The sequence below is a fragment of the Microbacterium sp. PI-SA-G genome, assembly GCF_057215335.1.
The window spans coordinates 3,711,494-3,727,191 of the sequence record NZ_CM170103.1 but is presented as its reverse complement, the minus strand read 5'-3'; the positions used below and the strand labels follow the sequence as shown (position 1 = coordinate 3,727,191).

The following is a 15,698-nucleotide window of genomic DNA, read 5'->3' as shown; positions in this document are numbered from 1 at the left end:
GAGGTTCTGGCAAATCGGGGCACCCACCCCGGGCGTGTCGCTACCACCCACACCCCGGTTTCCCGCAGGTCGGAGACGGTTTCCATCCGCAGGTCGGCGAGGAGTACGCTCGCGCCATGACTGATCTGGCCGGACGGTCCGCGCACACGCTGCTCGCTCGCGTGCTGTCGGAACTCTCGATCGATGCCCCGCCCCCTGCGTTCCCCCGCGGATTCACGACGGTCCCCCTCTCGTCGCGGCTCGACATCGGATCACTGGCATGGGCGAGCGTGACGGCCGCGACACTCACTGCACACCTCGACGCAGCAAGGGTCGATCGAAATAGGGTCGCCGTCGCCTACCGCAGTGACCGTGTCCTCACGATCGACGGCGCAGCACCCGCCGTGTGGTCGGCACTCTCCGGGTTCTGGCGCACGTCGGACGGATGGATCCGCACCCACGGGAACTATCCGCACCACGCGCGTGGCCTGCGCGACGCGCTCCGGCTCGACGAGTCGGCAAGTGTCGAAGCAATCGCCCGCACTCTCGAGGCCTGCCCCTCGGCGGAGGCGGTCGACGCCATCTCCGCCGCGGGCGGTCTCGCGGTGCGCGTGAGGCGGGAACGGCCGCCCGTCGACGCATCGCTTCGACGCAGTCCGCTGGTCGAGATGCAGGCGCTCGGGCCCTCCGCTTCTCCGCGCACAGCACGACAGGTGCACTCGTCGGCGCCCCTCGCCGGCGTGCGGGTGCTCGATCTCACCCGCGTCATCGCGGGGCCGGTCTGTACGCGTACCCTCGCCGTGCTCGGTGCAGACGTCCTTCGCATCGACCCGCCGCACCTCGCGGAACCCGAGTGGCAGCACTTCGACACCGGGCACGGCAAGCGATCGGCCCGGCTCGACGCCCGCTCCCCCGCGATGGATGAGCTCTTGGCTTGCGCCGACGTCGTCGTTCTCGGATACCGTCCCGCAGCCCTCGCCCGACTCGGCCTCGACCCGCAGACCCTTCATCGGCGTCATCCGTCCCTGGTGATCGGCCAGCTGAGCGCGTGGGGATCGGATCACCCGGAGCGCGCGGGCTTCGACAGCCTCGTGCAGGCCGAGTCCGGTATCGCCATGGTCGAGTCCCCCGACGGCGACCGGCCCGGCGTTCTCCCTGCGCAAGCACTCGATCACAGCGCGGGCTATCTCCTGGCCGCCGCGATCACCCGAGCGATCCAGCGTCGCTCCGACGAGGGCAACGGGTGGCTGGTGCACACGTCACTGCGTCGCATCGCCGCCGAACTGCTGGGTATGCCGCGCCGGACGGACCCCGTGCAGACCATCGCATTCGACCCGACTGCGCACGTCGAGCGATTCGACGTCGACGGCATCGCGGTGACGACGGCGGCGTCTGCGCTTCCCGGCACACGGTTCGCTCCCCCGCACCGGTGGGGATCGGATCAGCCGCGCTGGTCGGACTGACCCGTACGACGACCGGCCCGGCTCGTCAGCGAGATCCCCGCGCACAGGAGCAGGGTGATGCCGCCCCAGAGCGCGCACGCGGGGGGCAGTACCCGATAAGCCAGGTGCTGCACGGTGAACTCGTCCGTGAGAGGCCCGAACAGCGCAAGTCCGAGCACCGCCGCAGCGATCAAGATGATCGGCAACGATGCCCACCAGGTGACGCGGGCGCCGAACGGCAGACGCTGCCGAACGCCCGCACGAGGTTCTGTCCGACGCAGTCGGAGCACCGCCCAGATCGCGATGCCGACGAGCCCCAGGACACTGGATCCGTGCTGCAGCCACTTGAATCCCGGCAGCGGACCCCACATGGCGTCGAGACTCGGGAACAGCTCGACACCCCACCGGCCCTCGTGCGTGAAGAGATCCCAGACGATGTGCGAGAGCACCCCGAGCAGCAGCGACACCGCGAGGAGCAGCGGAAACGCCGGGCGTCCGACCCCGACTCCGACCGCCCGACCGGCCGCCTCGACCCCGCCGACGGACCACTCCTGCGGCAGACGGCGCGCGAGCCACGCCGGAGCGAGCTCGCCCGCGGCCGGACGCAGCACCACCCGCCACACGAGGAAGAGAACCAGGGCCACCAGTGCCGTCCACAGCACGTTGCCGAACGCGTGCGTGAACGGATAGCTCAGCCCCACCCCCCGCAGGAACAGCGGAAGATCTGGCGTCATCGCCCCGATCGCGATCGCCGCCGGCACCAGCGGTGTTCGGATGAACGGAAGCGCGACGATCGCGTGACTGGGTGTGAACGGCATCCGCTCAGCTCAGGAAGACGCCGGCGAGGGTCTTCTTGCCGCGGCGCAGCACCGACACTCCCCCGGGCAGCCCGCCCCGGATGGTCGCGGAGTCGTCTTCCACACGCTCACCGTCGAGTGAGACGCCGCCCTGGCTGATCGCTCGCCGTGCATCGGACAGACTCGACACCAGCCCGGTCGCCACAAGGGCATCGAGTACAGACGTACCGGCTGCGACCGTGGCGTGCGGCAGCTCTTCGAGGGCCGTCCGCAGTGTCGCGGCATCGAGCGCGGTCAGATCTCCCTGGCCGAAGAGCGCCTCGGATGCCGCTATCACCGCGGCAGTCGCGTCGATGCCGTGGACCGTGGTCGTCACCTCGAGAGCCAGGCGCTTCTGCGCGGCGCGACGGAACGGCTCGGACTCTACCAGCGCCGCGTACTCCTCGATCTCGGCGCGACTGAGGAACGTGAACACCTTGAGCCGCCCGATCACATCGCTGTCGGCGGTGCTGAGCCAGAACTGGTACATCCGGTACGGGCTGCACATCTCGGGGTCGAGCCAGACCGCATTGCCCTCGCTCTTGCCGAACTTGGTGCCGTCGCTGTTGGTGATCAGCGGCGTGCCGATGGCGTGGGCCGACACCCCCTCGGCACGACGGATGAGGTCGGTGCCGCTGGTCAGGTTGCCCCACTGATCGGATCCGCCGGTCTGCAGCACGCAGCCGTACTGGCGGTAGAGCTCGAGGTAGTCCATCCCCTGCAGGATCTGGTAGCTGAACTCGGTGTAGCTGATGCCCTCGTCGGAGTTGAGTCGCGCAGCGACCGCATCCTTCTTCAGCATCGTGCCGACCCGGTAGTGCTTGCCGACCTCGCGCAGGAAGTCGATCGCCGACATCGGCGCGGTCCAGTCGAGGTTGTTCACCATGCGCGCGGCGTTGTCGCCCTCGAAGCTCAGGTAGCGCTGCACCTGTCCGCGGAGCCGGTCGACCCACTCCGACACGGTCTCGGGCGTGTTCAGTGTGCGTTCGGCGGTCGGCCGAGGGTCGCCGATGAGTCCGGTGGATCCGCCGACGAGGCCGAGCGGCTTGTGCCCGGCGAGCTGGAGGCGACGCATCGTGAGCAGCTGCACCAGGTTTCCCAGGTGCAGGCTCGGTGCCGTCGGATCGAAGCCGCAGTAATACGTGATCGGGTCTCCGGCGAGAAGGGCGCGCAGCGCCTCCTGGTCGGTGGACACGTGGACGAGGCCGCGCCACAGCAGTTCGTCCCACACGTTCTCGAACGTGGGATCGATCGCCGGCACAGCGGTCGTCAGAGCGGATTCAGACACGCGATCCAGGCTATCAGCGCGAGACGGTTCAACTGTTCGCGGCCCACCAGACGAGGAATGCCGCGCTGAGCGCGATGACCCAGCTGACCAGGCTGCCCACGAGGAAATACTCCGCTCGGGCTCCGGTCTCGCCGTCACGAGAGATCTCGGGGAAGCGGACGATGCCCTTCGCCGCGAGCATGGCGGCGAGCACCGGGTAGGCGGCTGCGAGGGTGAGGATCATCACCAGCATCCGCTCGAGGGGACCGATCAGTCGTCCTCCCTGGAACGCACCGCGCCGGTCCGGCACGGGTGCATGCGTGGCCGGTTCGCCGTCGACGGCCGCACCCGGGGTCGCTGCCTCGATGGACGCTTTCTCGGGGATCTGCTTCTCGACGGGTCGCCAGGTGTGCTCGCCGTCGAGCGCAGCGCGAACGACGAGGTTCGCGGACTCCAGGAGGAAGGCTCCGAGTCCGAGCGTCAAGATGGCGAGATCGAAGGAGACCGCACCGAACGGGGACCGCAGCTGCCAGACGTCGCCGATCATGCCGGCGGTGTCACGGTCACCGATCAGGACGACGGCGACGACGCTCACGAGCGCGAGCACCACGGCGGGCCAGAAACCGGCGAGCGTCGGGCGCCCGTCGGGCATGCACCAGACCCAGACGGCGCCGAGCACGAGCGCCGCCAGCATCGGCAGCAGGGCATCGCTGACACTGCCCAGGAGGAGGAGAAGGATGACCGTCGCGAGGTAGCCGATCCACCGGATCGGTGCGAACTGCCGCACGAGATCGGCGGCCCCGATCGCCAGCAGGATGAATCCGGCGACGATCATGCGCGCTCGCCTCGGATCGTGGCCAGACCCTCGATGATCGCTGCGGCGCCGGCGCTGCGCAACGACTTCGACACGCTGGGCTGCGTGATGTTCTCGAGCGCCGCGAGTTCGCTCTGGGACCGTCCGGTCAGCCGACCGTACGTGAGGCGGCGCTCCCGCTCGCTCATCGCGCCGACGAGCTCATCGCGCGCCAGAAGGTAGGCGTTGGTGGCGGCGAGCGTGGATTCCATGGCCTCATCCTGCCCGGGGGCTCCGACAATCCAGGTACGGGTGCGCGGCACGGCCCGACGCTCGCGCGCATGCACGATCTCGATCGCCTCGCGCGCGGCCCACCAGCCCGGCCCGTCGGTCAGTTCGCCGTGGGCCGAGTCGACGGCGGTGATCGCTCCCACTCCGATTCCGAAGCGGAAGGCGATGCCGTCGGGGAGCGTCAGCTGGATCATCAGCAGCGCCGTCACGGCATCCTCCACGCGACGATAGACAGCCTGCTGCTCGTCGCCTACCGTGGGCGTGAGCGCCTGGATCGCGAGGGGATGATCGGTCTCGACGCGGGCGATCGTCTCGTCGAGGATCCGTTGCGCGACGGTGCGATCGTGCAGCTTGCGTGAGCCCACGATGTCGGCGATGACGGCAGCGACCATGACATAACCGTAACACGAATACTTTCGTTTAATGCGTAATTTGGCTATAGTTCTGGATTATGCCTGAATCGCACATCATCCCGTGGTCGCACGGTACCTGGACTCACCCGCCGACGCACACCCACGACGCGGGCACCCACCTCGAGGTCACCGCCGCCGAAGGCAGTGACGCCTGGCGGCACACCGCTTACGGATTCGTGCACGACACGGAGCACGCACTGCTCTCGCCGCTCGCGGTCGGCGAGGCGATGGACGTGTCGTTCCGCGCACCCTGGGACGGACAGTTCGATCAGGCGGGCATCTTCGTCCGCACCGACGACGAGAACTGGGTCAAGAGCGGCGTCGAGTTCGCCGACGGTCACCTCGGCCTCGGCGCCGTCGTCACGGCCGGGCGCTCGGACTGGTCGGTCGGGCACGTGGACGACTGGATCGACAGCGAGATCACCGTGCGCATCAGCCGGTGGCCGGATGCCCTGATCATCCGCGCGCGCGCCGACCAGGGCGACTGGCGTCTCGTGCGGGTCGCGCCGTTCGACGGCGCCGCCTCGGCCGCGGCAGGACCGTTCCTCGCCGCGCCCACCCGTTCGGGACTCACCGTGCGGTTCACCCGATGGGAGCGGTCCGCCGCAGACGCCGACCTGCACTGAGGCCGATCGGCGACGGTCGGCGGCGGCTACAGTCCGAGTGCGTGGGCGGCGGCCTGCGCCCGCGCCACCAGTTCGGCGCGCTGCTCGGCCACCCGCACGGGAGCCGTGCCGCCGACACCGGTGCGCGACGCGACCGACCCCTCGATCGTGAGGACCTCGCGCACCTCCGCGACCAGGTGAGGCGACACCGAGAGAAGCAGCTCGTCCGAGGCGTCCTCGAGGCCGATCCCCTGTTCTTCGCACGCCCGCACGAGCGCGCCGGAGATCTCATGCGCATCACGGAACGGCACGCGTCGCTTGACCAGCCACTCGGCGACATCGGTCGCGAGTGAGAACCCCTGCGGGGCGAGCTCCGCCATGCGCGCCGTGTCGAAGCGCAGCGTCGAGATCATGCCCGCGAACGCAGGGAGCACGACCTCGAGCGTCTGCACGGAGTCGAACACCGGCTCCTTGTCCTCCTGCAGATCACGGTTGTACGCGAGCGGGAGACCCTTGAGCGTGGCCAGCAGCCCCGAGAGGTTGCCGATCAGCCGGCCGGACTTGCCGCGGGCGAGCTCGGCGATGTCGGGGTTCTTCTTCTGCGGCATGATGCTCGAGCCCGTCGAGTAGCCGTCGTCGAGGGTCACGAACCCGAACTCGCGGGTGTTCCAGAGGATGATCTCCTCGGACAGGCGCGAGATGTCGACGCCCGTCATCGCCGTGATGAACGCGAACTCCGCCACCACGTCGCGGGCGGCGGTGCCGTCGAGTGAATTCTCGGCCGGACGATCGAGGCCGAGCTCGGCGGCCACCAGAGCCGGGTCGAGGCCCAGGGTCGAACCAGCCAGCGCTCCCCCGCCGTACGGCGAGACGCCGGCGCGGCGACGCCAGTCCACGAGCCGCTCGAGCTCGCGCACCAGCGGCCAGCCGTGGGCGAGCAGGTGGTGGGCGAGCAGGACCGGCTGCGCGTGCTGCAGATGCGTGCGTCCCGGCAGGATGGCGTCGGGGTGCGCTTCGGCCTGCGCCACGAGCGCGTCGATCACGCGGAGCAGATCGCGGGCGATCACGCGCGCGTGGTCGATCAGGTACATCCGCACCAGCGTGGCGATCTGATCGTTGCGACTGCGTCCGGCGCGCAGGCGTCCACCCAGCTCGGGTCCGAGCTCGGCGATCAGTGCCTGCTCGAGAGCACCGTGCACGTCTTCATCACTTGGCGCGGGCAGCAGCGTCCCGTCGGCGACCCGGCCGGCCACGGCATCGAGCCCGGCATGCATCTGGGTGAGCTCATCCGGCTCGAGGTAGCCTGCGGCGGCGAGTGCGGTCGCGTGCGCGTGCGACCCCGCGATGTCGTAGGGCGCGAGGATCCAGTCGAAGTGCGTCGAACGGCTGAGCTCGACGAGTTCCGGCGCGGGTCCGGTCGCGAAGCGCGCGCCCCAGAGCGCGCCCTCGTTGGTGCCTTCGTGCTTGTCGGCGGTCATCAGTCGTCCTTCTTCCTGAGCAGCCACACCAGAAGTGCCTTCTGCGCGTGCAGGCGGTTCTCGGCCTCGTCCCAGACCACGCTCTGCGGACCGTCGATGACCGAGGAGTCGACCTCGTAGCCGCGATCGGCCGGGAGGCAGTGGATGAAGATGGCCTCGGAGTCGGCGAGTTCCATCGTCTCGGGGGTGACCTTGTAGCCGCCGAGATCGCGGATGCGCGCGAGCTTCTCCTCTTCCTTGCCCATCGACACCCAGGTGTCGGTGACCACGACGTCGGCGCCGGCTGCGGCTTCGACCGCGTCGGTGTAGAGCGTGATCGATCCGCCCGTCTCGGCCGCACGACGGTCTGCGGCCGCGACCACATCGGCGCGCGGCGAGTAGTCCGCCGGCGACGCAATGCGCACGTGCATGCCGGCGGTGACGCCGGCCAGCGCGTAGGAGTGCGCCATGTTGCTCTGCCCGTCACCGAGGAACGTGAGCGTCAGCCCCTTCAGCTCGCCCTTGTGCTCGCGGATCGTGAGCAGGTCGGCCAGCAGCTGGCACGGGTGGAAGTCGTCGGAGAGCGCGTTGATGACCGGAACGCGCGTTCCGGCCGCCATCTCCTCGAGGCCCGACTGGGCGTAGGTGCGCCAGACGATGGCGGCGACCTGACGCTCCAGCACTCGTGCCGTGTCGGAGGGCGTCTCCTTGCCGCCGAGCTGGCTGCTGGCGGTCGAGATGATCAGCGGCGAACCGCCGAGGTCCGCGATGCCCACCGCGAACGAGACGCGGGTGCGGGTCGAGGACTTGTCGAAGATCACGGCGACGGTCTGGGGACCGGCCAGGCTCTTGTCGGCCCAGCGGTCCTTCTTCAGCTCGATGGCGAGATCGAGGATCTCGGCCTGCTCGGCGGGCGTCAGATCATCGTCACGCAGCAGGTGGCGGGTGGTCATGCGGGAACCTTTCCGAGGAGGGATGCCTGGACGTCGGCGAGGGCGGCCGTGAACAGCTCGCGGAACTCTGCGATCTCGGCATCGCCGATCGTGAGCGCCGGGGCGATGCGGACGGTGTCGGGATTGGCGGCGTTGACGATGAGGCCGCGTTCCTGCGCCGCCGCGACCACGGCGCCGGCGACGGGCTCGGCCAGTGCGACCCCGATCAGGAGTCCGCGACCGCGGACGCCGGTGATCAGCGGGGAATCGATGCCGAGCAGGATGTCGCGCAGCTCGACACCGCGCCGGGCCGAGTTCTCGACGAGTCCGGCGTTCTCGATCTCGGCGAGCACCGCGTCGGCGACCGCGGTCGCAAGCGGATTGCCACCGAACGTCGAGCCGTGCGATCCGGGAGTGAACAGGTCACTGGCGGAGCCGTAGGTCACGAGCGCGCCGATCGGGAATCCTCCGCCGATGCCCTTGGCCAGCGTGATGGCATCGGGCGTGATGTTCTCGTGGCTGAAGCCGAACCATGCACCCGTGCGGCCGGCGCCGGTCTGGATCTCGTCGACGATCAGCAGCGCGCCGTGCGCCAGGGTCAGGGAGCGTGCGGCGGCGAGGTATCCCTCCGGGAGCTCGACGACACCGGCCTCGCCCTGGATCGGCTCGACGATGACGGCGGCGACGCGGTCGTCGATCGCGGCCTCGAGCGCCTCGATCGTGGCCGGGATGTGCTCGACGCCACCCGGCATCGGCTCGAACGGCGCGCGCATCGACGCCTTGGCCGTGAGTGCGAGAGAGCCCATCGTGCGACCGTGGAACCCGTTCTCGAGCGCCAGGATGCGCGGACGCTCGGTTCCGCCGTGCAGACGCGCGAGCTTGAACGCGGCCTCGTTGGCCTCGGCACCGGAGTTCGAGAAGAACACCCGCCCGCCGATGCCCGCCCCGGCGAGGCGCTTGAGCCGTGCGGCGAGCGCCAGCTGCGAGGGCGTGGCGAAGTAGTTCGAGACGTGCGCGAGCGTGGCCGCCTGGCGCGAGACCGCCTCGACGAAGACCGGGTGCGCGTGACCGAGCGAGGTCACGGCGATGCCGGCGAGGAAGTCCAGGTGGCGTCGCCCCTCGGAGTCCCAGAGGTAGGAGCCTTCACCGCGGGTGAGCAGCGCGAGGCGAGCCCCCGCGTTGAGCACCAGATCGCGATCCGCGTCATCCTGCCAGATGGTCATCCTGCCACCACTTCCGTTCCGATTCCTTTGTTGGTGAAGAGTTCGACGAGCACCGAGTGCGGCACCCGCCCGTCGATGATCGCCGCGGCGTCCACGCCGCCCTCGACCGCTTCGAGGCACGCGCGCATCTTCGGGATCATGCCCGACTCCAGCGCCGGCAGCATCTCGATCAGTGCCGTCGAGGTGAGGTGCGAGACCAGGGACTCGCGGTTGGGCCAGTCGGCGTAGAGGCCCGGCACGTCGGTGAGGATCACGAGCTTGCGGGCGTTCAGCGCGACGGCCAGGGCAGATGCCGCGGCATCCGCGTTCACGTTGAGCGAGTGCCCCGGGTGGTCGAGGTCGGGGGCGATGCTGGAAACGACCGGGATACGGCCGGCGGCGAGGTGATCGAGCACCGGCGTGGGGTCGACCTCGACCACATCACCCACGCGTCCGAGATCGACCTCTTCGCCGTCGATCATGACGCCGCGGCGGCGACCGCCGAAGAGACCCGCGTCCTCGCCGCTGAGTCCGGTGGCTATCGGCCCGTGCGAGTTGATCTTGGTGACCAGCTGCGGGTTCACCTGCCCGGTGAGCACCATGCGCACGACGCCGATGGCCTCGGTGTTAGTGACGCGGTAGCCGCCCTTGAACTCGCTGGGGATGTCGAGGCGCTGCAGCATGTCGGAGATCTGCGGACCGCCACCGTGCACGACAACGGGCAGCACGCCCACGTAGCGCAGGTACGCGATGTCCTGCGCGAAGGCCTCCTGCAGCTCTTCGGACACCATGGCGTTGCCGCCGTACTTGACGACGACGATCTGGTCGCGGAACTTCTTCAGCCACGGCAGCGACTCGATGAGCGTGGTGGCCTTCTGCGCCGCCACCTCGGCGGGAGTGTCCTGGATGTCGGTCATGAGGCGTACGCGCTGTTCTCGTGCACGTAGTCGTGCGTCAGGTCGTTCGTGAGGATCGTCGCGGTGTCGTCGCCGACGCGCAGGTCGATCACGAGATGCGTGGCGCGGGGTGTGAGATCGACCTCCTCGCGCGGACGATCGGGACCGCCAGCGGTGCACACGCGCACGTCGTTCATCCACACGTCGACGTCGTACGGGTCGAACCGGGCTCCGGTGGTGCCGATCGCAGCCAGCACGCGTCCCCAGTTCGGGTCGTTGCCGAAGATCGCGGCCTTGAACAGGTTGTTGCGGGCGACCGAGCGTCCGACCTCGACGGCGTCCTTCTCGGTGGCGGCGCCGCGGACCTCGATGGTGATGTCGTGGCTGGCACCCTCGGCATCGCCCTGGAGCTTCACCGCGAGCTGCTGCGAGAGTTCGATCAGCGCGGCCGTGAAGTCCTCGAGTTCGGGGCGGATGCCGCTGGCGCCGTTGGCGAGCAGCGTGACCTGGTCGTTGGTCGACATGCAGCCGTCGGAGTCGAGGCGATCGAAGGTGCGGCCGGTGGCGGCGCGCAGCGCGGCGTCGGCATCGAGGGGTTCGAGGTCGGCGTCGGTCGTGATCACGACGAGCATCGTCGCCAGGCCCGGCGCCAGCATCCCGGCTCCCTTGGCCATGCCGCCGATCGACCAGCCCTCGCGCTGCACGACGGCGGTCTTCGACACCGAGTCCGTGGTCATGATGGCCTCGGCCGCGATGTCTCCGCCGTCGGCGCTCAATGCCGCGATCGCCTGCTCCGTGCCCTCGAGGACCTTGGCGCGGAAAACCTCGTCGCCCGTGCCGATCAGACCGGTCGAGCACACCAGCACGTCACCGGCGCTCACACCCAGAAGCTCGGCGGCCTTCTCTGCTGTCTGATGCGTGGTCTGGAAGCCGAAGCTGCCGGTGAAGCAGTTGGCTCCGCCGGAGTTGAGCACCACAGCCTCGACCACGCGGTCGGCCACGGCCTGCTGCGACCAGATGATCGGGTTCGCCTTGGCGCGGTTGCTGGTGAAGACGGCGGCGCCGACCTTGCGCGGCCCCCGGTTGACGACCACGGCGACGTCGGGCTTGCCGGTGGACTTGAGACCGACGGCGACGCCGGCCGCCTCGAATCCTGCAGGGGCAGTGACGCTCATGGTGCGACTCCGTTGATCGAGAGGGCGCGGTCCTCGGGAAGCCCGAGCGCGATGTTCATGGACTGGATGGCGGCCCCGGCCGTGCCCTTCACGAGGTTGTCCACGGCGGTGACGACCGTGACGCGGTTCGCGGCTCGATCGATCGCGAGACCGATGAGAGCGGTGTTGGCGCCCAACACGTCTGCCGTGCGCGGGAAGCTGCCCTCGGGGAGCAGGTGCACGAAGGTCTCGTCGGCGTACGAGCTCTCCCACGCCTCGCGGATCTGTGCGTCGGTCACGCCGTCGGCGATGCGCGCCGTGGAGGTTGCCAGGATGCCGCGCGACATCGGCACAAGCACGGGGGTGAAGGTGATGCGGATGTCGTCGGCCCGAGCGCCTGAGCCTGAAGAGGAGAGCGCCGCGGCGAGCGCCTGACGGATCTCGGGGATGTGCCGGTGCGTGCCGCCGACCGCGTAGGGGTTGGCGGTGCCGAGGATCTCGCTGGCGAGCAGGTTCGTCTTGAGGCTCTTGCCGGCACCGGACGGGCCGACGGCGAGCACGGAGACGATGTCGCCGGGCTCGATCACTCCGGCCGCGATACCGGGCACCAGGCTGAGGCTGACCGTGGAGGCGTTGCAGCCGGGGGCGGCGATCCGCGACGCCCCGCGCAGCTGCTCGCGCTGCTTGCCTCCGTCGACGAGGAGTTCGGGAACCCCGTAGGCCCAGGGCTCGTGGAACGCTCCGCCGTAGAACGCGTCCCAGTCCCCCGGCGACGTGAGTCGGTGATCGGCGCCCGCGTCGATGACCAGCGGCGTGCTGCCGAGGGCGTCGGTGTACTGGCCGGACTGACCGTGCGGCAGAGCGAGGAACACGATGTCGTGCCCCGCGAGGATCTCGGGCGTCGTGTCCTGCAGCTGGAGGCCGGCGAGCGAGCGCAGATGCGGTTGCTGCTGGATCAGGGGTTGCCCGGCGTTCGAGTGCGCCGTGACGGTGCGGATCTCGATGTCGGGGTGACCGGCGAGGAGGCGCAGGATCTCGCCGCCCGCATAGCCGGATGCGCCGGAGACGGCGACGGTGTACGTCATGGTTCTACCTTAACGGTCGGGCTCTTCGTCAGAGCTCAGGAGGATGGCCGAGGCGGCGACGCCGGCACTCGACCGCCGTTCAGGCAGAAGCGCGGGGTCGCCTAGAGTCGGCGGTCGGCCCGGCGCCGGCGCACCACGACGACGCTCGGAACGAGCGTCGAGGAGGCGGATGCGGCCGAAGGCATGCCGCGACAGTAGCGCGCCGCCGACGGCATCCGCAAATTCCCCGCGTCATCAGACCGCGTGGACCGCCCCCGGTGCGCGGAAGAACTCCCGCTCGTGGATGCTGGAGGCGTCGAAGGCACAGCGCATCCGGACGCGCGTGGCGTCGTCGGATGCCGCCGCCGTCTCGGTGACGTACGCGACCGCCTGCGCGGTGGCCTGCGCGAACGCCGGGTCGGCGTAGGTCGCGAGCCACGACGCGAACGGATGAGCGGGGTCCTGGGCGTACTCGCCGAAGTCCCCCGCCCGCAGGCGCTCCCCGAGGTCCGTGTAGAGCCAGAAGCACGGCAGCAGCGCCGCGATCAGTTCGGCGTAGTCGCCGCCGAACGCCGTCGCACGCAGATGGTCGAGGTAGGCCGTGGTGACGGCGGACGGCGCCGCCGCGAAGGTCGCGCTTCCCACCCCGTGCGACGGGGTGAGCCACGACGCGTGCAGCTCGAGCTCTCCCGCGATCGATCCGTGCGCGGCATCCGCCCAGAACGCCTGCTCGGCAGATGTCGGAGCCAGCCGTGCCGCCTCGGCGAGGACGCGGGCGTACTCGCGCAGGTAGAGCGCGTCCTGCGCGAGATACGACACGAAGGCGGCACGGGACAGGGTGCCGTCGGCCAGTCCTCTGATGAACGGCAGCGCGTCGATCTCGGCCCTGGTCTGCGCGATGCCGTCCCACCACCTAGCTGCCACCTCGCGCGCGGTGGGACGCGTGGCCAGACCTCCGCGCACCCAGAGCCCGGCGAAGTGATGAACGGGTCCGTGGCCGCCGCCGACCTGCAGAGACCCGCTTTCGCGCAGCGACTCCCGCAGCCACGCTCGCGCCGCCTCGACCGCCTCCCCCGCGTCGGATCCGCGAGCGAGAAGCGTCACGATCGCGGACGAGAGCGAGCATCCTGTGCCGTGCGTGTTCCCGGTCGCGATGCGTGCACCGGGGTACTCGCGCCTGGTCGCGTGTCGGGCGTCCACGAGCGCATCCGGCGCCTCGTCGCCCGACAGGTGTCCGCCCTTGACCAGCACGGCGGCGCCGGTTCGACTCGAGAGCTGCTCCGCCGCGGCGAGCGCGTCATCCCAGCCGCCGATGTCGCGGCCGACGAGCACCGCCAGTTCGGCGAGGTTCGGAGTGATCATGTGGGCCCGGCTCATCAGCTCGTGCAGGGCTGACTCCGCGGCGGTGTCGAGGAGCCGATCGCCGCTGGTGGCCACCATCACGGGATCCAGCACCACGATCGGCGGTCGCTCCCGGTCGAGCCACGCGGTCACCACATGGACGACGGCGGCATCGGCCAGCATCCCGATCTTGACCGCGTCGATGACGATGTCGGCCGAGAGCGCGTCGAGCTGCGCCTGGAGGAACTTCGCCGGGGGCACGTGCACGCCGCTGACGCCACGGGTGCTCTGTGCAGTGAGGGCGGTGATCGCCGCCATGCCGTATCCGCCGTTCGCCGCGATGGACTTGAGGTCGGCCTGGATCCCCGCGCCACCGGAAGGATCGCTTCCGGCGATGCTCAGCACCCGCGGCACCCCGCTGCGACGCCAGCGCCGCACGAACGCGGCGGCCGTCGCGCGGGGATCCTCTGCCGCGCAGAGCGCCGACACGACCGCGAGGCCCGCCGCGCCGGCATCACGCAGGCTCTCGGTGTCGTCGATCCCCACACCACCGATCGCGACGCACGGCAGCGGACTCGCAGCGGCGAAGGCGCGGAAACCCTCCACGCCCAGAGCCGGCGGGTGATCCGGCTTGGTGAGCGTGGGACGGATGACTCCGACGCCGAGGTAGTCGACGGTGCCGGCTGGCAGAGCCTGCACGGCATCCAGATGTTCCGGGCTGTTCGCGGTGAGACCGATCAGCGCGTCCGCTCCGAGGAGTTCGCGGGCGCGCAGGACCGAGTCGTCGGCCTGCCCGAGATGCACGCCGTCGACGCGTGCGCCCTGGACACGCGCCGCCACCGCCGCGTCGAGGCGGTCGTTGACCACGAGCAGCGCCCGCCCGTCGATGACATCGGACAGGGCGAGCAGCTGGCGCACGACATCGGCGTCGGCGGCCTGCTTGTCGCGCAGCTGCACGATGCGCACACCCCCGTCGACAGCCCGACGAACTGTCTCCACGACGCCGCGTTCCCCGCACAGGGCCGCGTCGGTGACGAGATAGACCGAGAGGTCGGCGCTCATCGGACGGTCTCCTCGACCCGGGCGGCGGCTGCCAGCTCGGCCGGCCGGACGGCGGCGAGCGCGTCGAGCAGCGCGACCGCGAAGCTGCCGGGGCCCGTCGATGCGGCGGCGGCGCGCTCGGCCGCGATCGTGTAGACCAGCGATGCCGCAGCGACGGCATGCAGCGCGGGGATCGCGGTTGCCTGCGCGGCTCCCAGGAACGCCGCCATCACGGCGCCCAGCGCGCATCCGCCGCCGGTGACGAGGGTCAGCTGCGGATCACCGTTCGCGATGCGGATGACGCGCATGCCGTCGGTGACCAGGTCGACCGGGCCCGAGACCGCGACCACGCTGCCGTGACGCTCTGCGAGGAGCAGGGCGGCGGCCGCGGCGTCGTCGGTGCTGTCGGTGGCGTCGACACCGCGCCCGCCGCCGCTGAGCCCCGCGAGTGCGAGGATCTCGGATGCGTTGCCGCGGATCGCGGTGGGCCGGTGTCCGGCCAGCTCAGCGGCGAGCGCCGTGCGCACCGGGAGAACACCGATCGCGACCGGATCGAGCACCCACGGCGTGCCGGACTCCGTGGCGCCGGTCACTGCTTCGCGACTCGCGTCGCGCTGCTCGGGCGTGGGCGTGCCGAGGTTCACCAGCAGGCCGGACGCTGCTGTGGCGAAGAGCCCGGCCTCCCCCACGATGTCGACCATGGCGGGCGCGGCTCCGACCGCGAGCAGCACGTTGGCGGTGAAGCCGGTGACCACCGCATTCGTGATGCAGTGCGTCAGAGGCGGGTTCTGCCGGAGGAGCTCCAGCAGAACCGCGGCATCCGCGACGACGGATTCGGACGATGGACGCAGACGATCGCTCATTGCGACATCCCTTCGCTAGTACGAACTAGATCAGGTTCGACGGGTCTGTTCTCAGCCGCGGATGCGGCACCCCGTGTCACTCGCTCGCAGTCTAGCGAGGCGCGAGTGTCGGACGCCCTTGC

The 15,698-nt window shown here is 70.1% G+C and carries 14 protein-coding genes and 1 riboswitch; of the genes, 2 read left to right on the top strand and 12 right to left on the bottom strand.

The features are described 5' to 3' along the window. The first annotated feature begins 116 nt into the window (after nt 1-116). Nucleotides 117-1,442, top strand: a complete 1,326-nt coding sequence (locus AC2D10_RS18425; protein ID WP_484709686.1) for a CoA transferase — start codon at nt 117-119, stop codon at nt 1,440-1,442. On the opposite strand, the gene AC2D10_RS18420 is transcribed toward AC2D10_RS18425, so the two are convergent. From AC2D10_RS18420 to AC2D10_RS18405, 4 genes are read right to left on the bottom strand one after another with little or no spacing between them, the layout of a single operon-like run. Then, entirely contained in the window at nt 1,421-2,239 is an 819-nt protein-coding gene (locus AC2D10_RS18420; protein WP_484709685.1) for a DUF4184 family protein, read from the bottom strand. The genes AC2D10_RS18425 and AC2D10_RS18420 overlap by 22 nt on opposite strands. Before the next feature lie 4 nt (nt 2,240-2,243). After that, the gene (tyrS, locus tag AC2D10_RS18415; protein ID WP_484709684.1) at nt 2,244-3,545 is read right to left on the bottom strand and encodes a tyrosine--tRNA ligase; all 1,302 of its coding nucleotides are present in this window, start codon (nt 3,543-3,545) and stop codon (nt 2,244-2,246) included. Between the two features lie 28 nt (nt 3,546-3,573). Beyond that, a complete protein-coding gene (locus tag AC2D10_RS18410) occupies nt 3,574-4,359 on the bottom strand; it encodes a hypothetical protein (RefSeq protein ID WP_484709683.1) in 786 nt (261 codons plus the stop codon). Continuing rightward, a complete protein-coding gene (locus tag AC2D10_RS18405; RefSeq protein WP_484709681.1) occupies nt 4,356-5,000 on the bottom strand; it encodes a SatD family protein in 645 nt (214 codons plus the stop codon). The genes AC2D10_RS18410 and AC2D10_RS18405 overlap by 4 nt, the downstream gene beginning before the upstream one ends. A 59-nt stretch (nt 5,001-5,059) precedes the next feature. Here AC2D10_RS18405 and AC2D10_RS18400 point away from each other — a divergent pair, with 59 nt between their 5' ends. After that, complete coding sequence (locus AC2D10_RS18400) at nt 5,060-5,647, top strand: DUF1349 domain-containing protein (RefSeq protein ID WP_484709679.1); 588 nt, start codon at nt 5,060-5,062, stop codon at nt 5,645-5,647. Nucleotides 5,648-5,673: 26 nt separating this feature from the next. Here the strand turns inward: AC2D10_RS18400 and argH are convergent, their stop codons facing one another. The 8 genes from argH to thiM all read right to left on the bottom strand — a co-directional run bounded on the left by argH (nt 5,674) and on the right by thiM (nt 15,576). Continuing rightward, on the bottom strand, nt 5,674-7,104 hold the full coding sequence (argH, locus tag AC2D10_RS18395; RefSeq protein ID WP_484709678.1) for an argininosuccinate lyase: 1,431 nt from the start codon (nt 7,102-7,104) through the stop codon (nt 5,674-5,676). Beyond that, the gene (gene argF, locus AC2D10_RS18390) at nt 7,104-8,036 is read right to left on the bottom strand and encodes an ornithine carbamoyltransferase (protein ID WP_484709676.1); all 933 of its coding nucleotides are present in this window, start codon (nt 8,034-8,036) and stop codon (nt 7,104-7,106) included. The genes argH and argF overlap by 1 nt, the downstream gene beginning before the upstream one ends. Further along, a complete protein-coding gene (locus AC2D10_RS18385; RefSeq protein WP_484709675.1) occupies nt 8,033-9,238 on the bottom strand; it encodes an acetylornithine transaminase in 1,206 nt (401 codons plus the stop codon). The genes argF and AC2D10_RS18385 overlap by 4 nt, the downstream gene beginning before the upstream one ends. Beyond that, nucleotides 9,235-10,134 (bottom strand): acetylglutamate kinase, encoded by a 900-nt coding sequence (argB, locus tag AC2D10_RS18380; protein ID WP_484709674.1) that lies wholly within the window; start codon nt 10,132-10,134, stop codon nt 9,235-9,237. Before argB ends, AC2D10_RS18385 begins: the two co-directional genes overlap by 4 nt. After that, on the bottom strand, nt 10,131-11,288 hold the full coding sequence (gene argJ / locus AC2D10_RS18375) for a bifunctional glutamate N-acetyltransferase/amino-acid acetyltransferase ArgJ (RefSeq protein WP_484709673.1): 1,158 nt from the start codon (nt 11,286-11,288) through the stop codon (nt 10,131-10,133). Before argJ ends, argB begins: the two co-directional genes overlap by 4 nt. After that, entirely contained in the window at nt 11,285-12,352 is a 1,068-nt protein-coding gene (argC, locus tag AC2D10_RS18370; protein ID WP_484709671.1) for an N-acetyl-gamma-glutamyl-phosphate reductase, read from the bottom strand. The genes argJ and argC overlap by 4 nt, the downstream gene beginning before the upstream one ends. 234 nt (nt 12,353-12,586) lie before the next feature. Next, complete coding sequence (gene thiD / locus AC2D10_RS18365; RefSeq protein ID WP_484709670.1) at nt 12,587-14,734, bottom strand: bifunctional hydroxymethylpyrimidine kinase/phosphomethylpyrimidine kinase; 2,148 nt, start codon at nt 14,732-14,734, stop codon at nt 12,587-12,589. Then, the gene (thiM, locus tag AC2D10_RS18360; protein WP_484709669.1) at nt 14,731-15,576 is read right to left on the bottom strand and encodes a hydroxyethylthiazole kinase; all 846 of its coding nucleotides are present in this window, start codon (nt 15,574-15,576) and stop codon (nt 14,731-14,733) included. The genes thiD and thiM overlap by 4 nt, the downstream gene beginning before the upstream one ends. Then, nucleotides 15,567-15,660: riboswitch (TPP riboswitch) on the bottom strand. It overlaps the preceding gene by 10 nt. Nucleotides 15,661-15,698 lie beyond the last annotated feature (38 nt).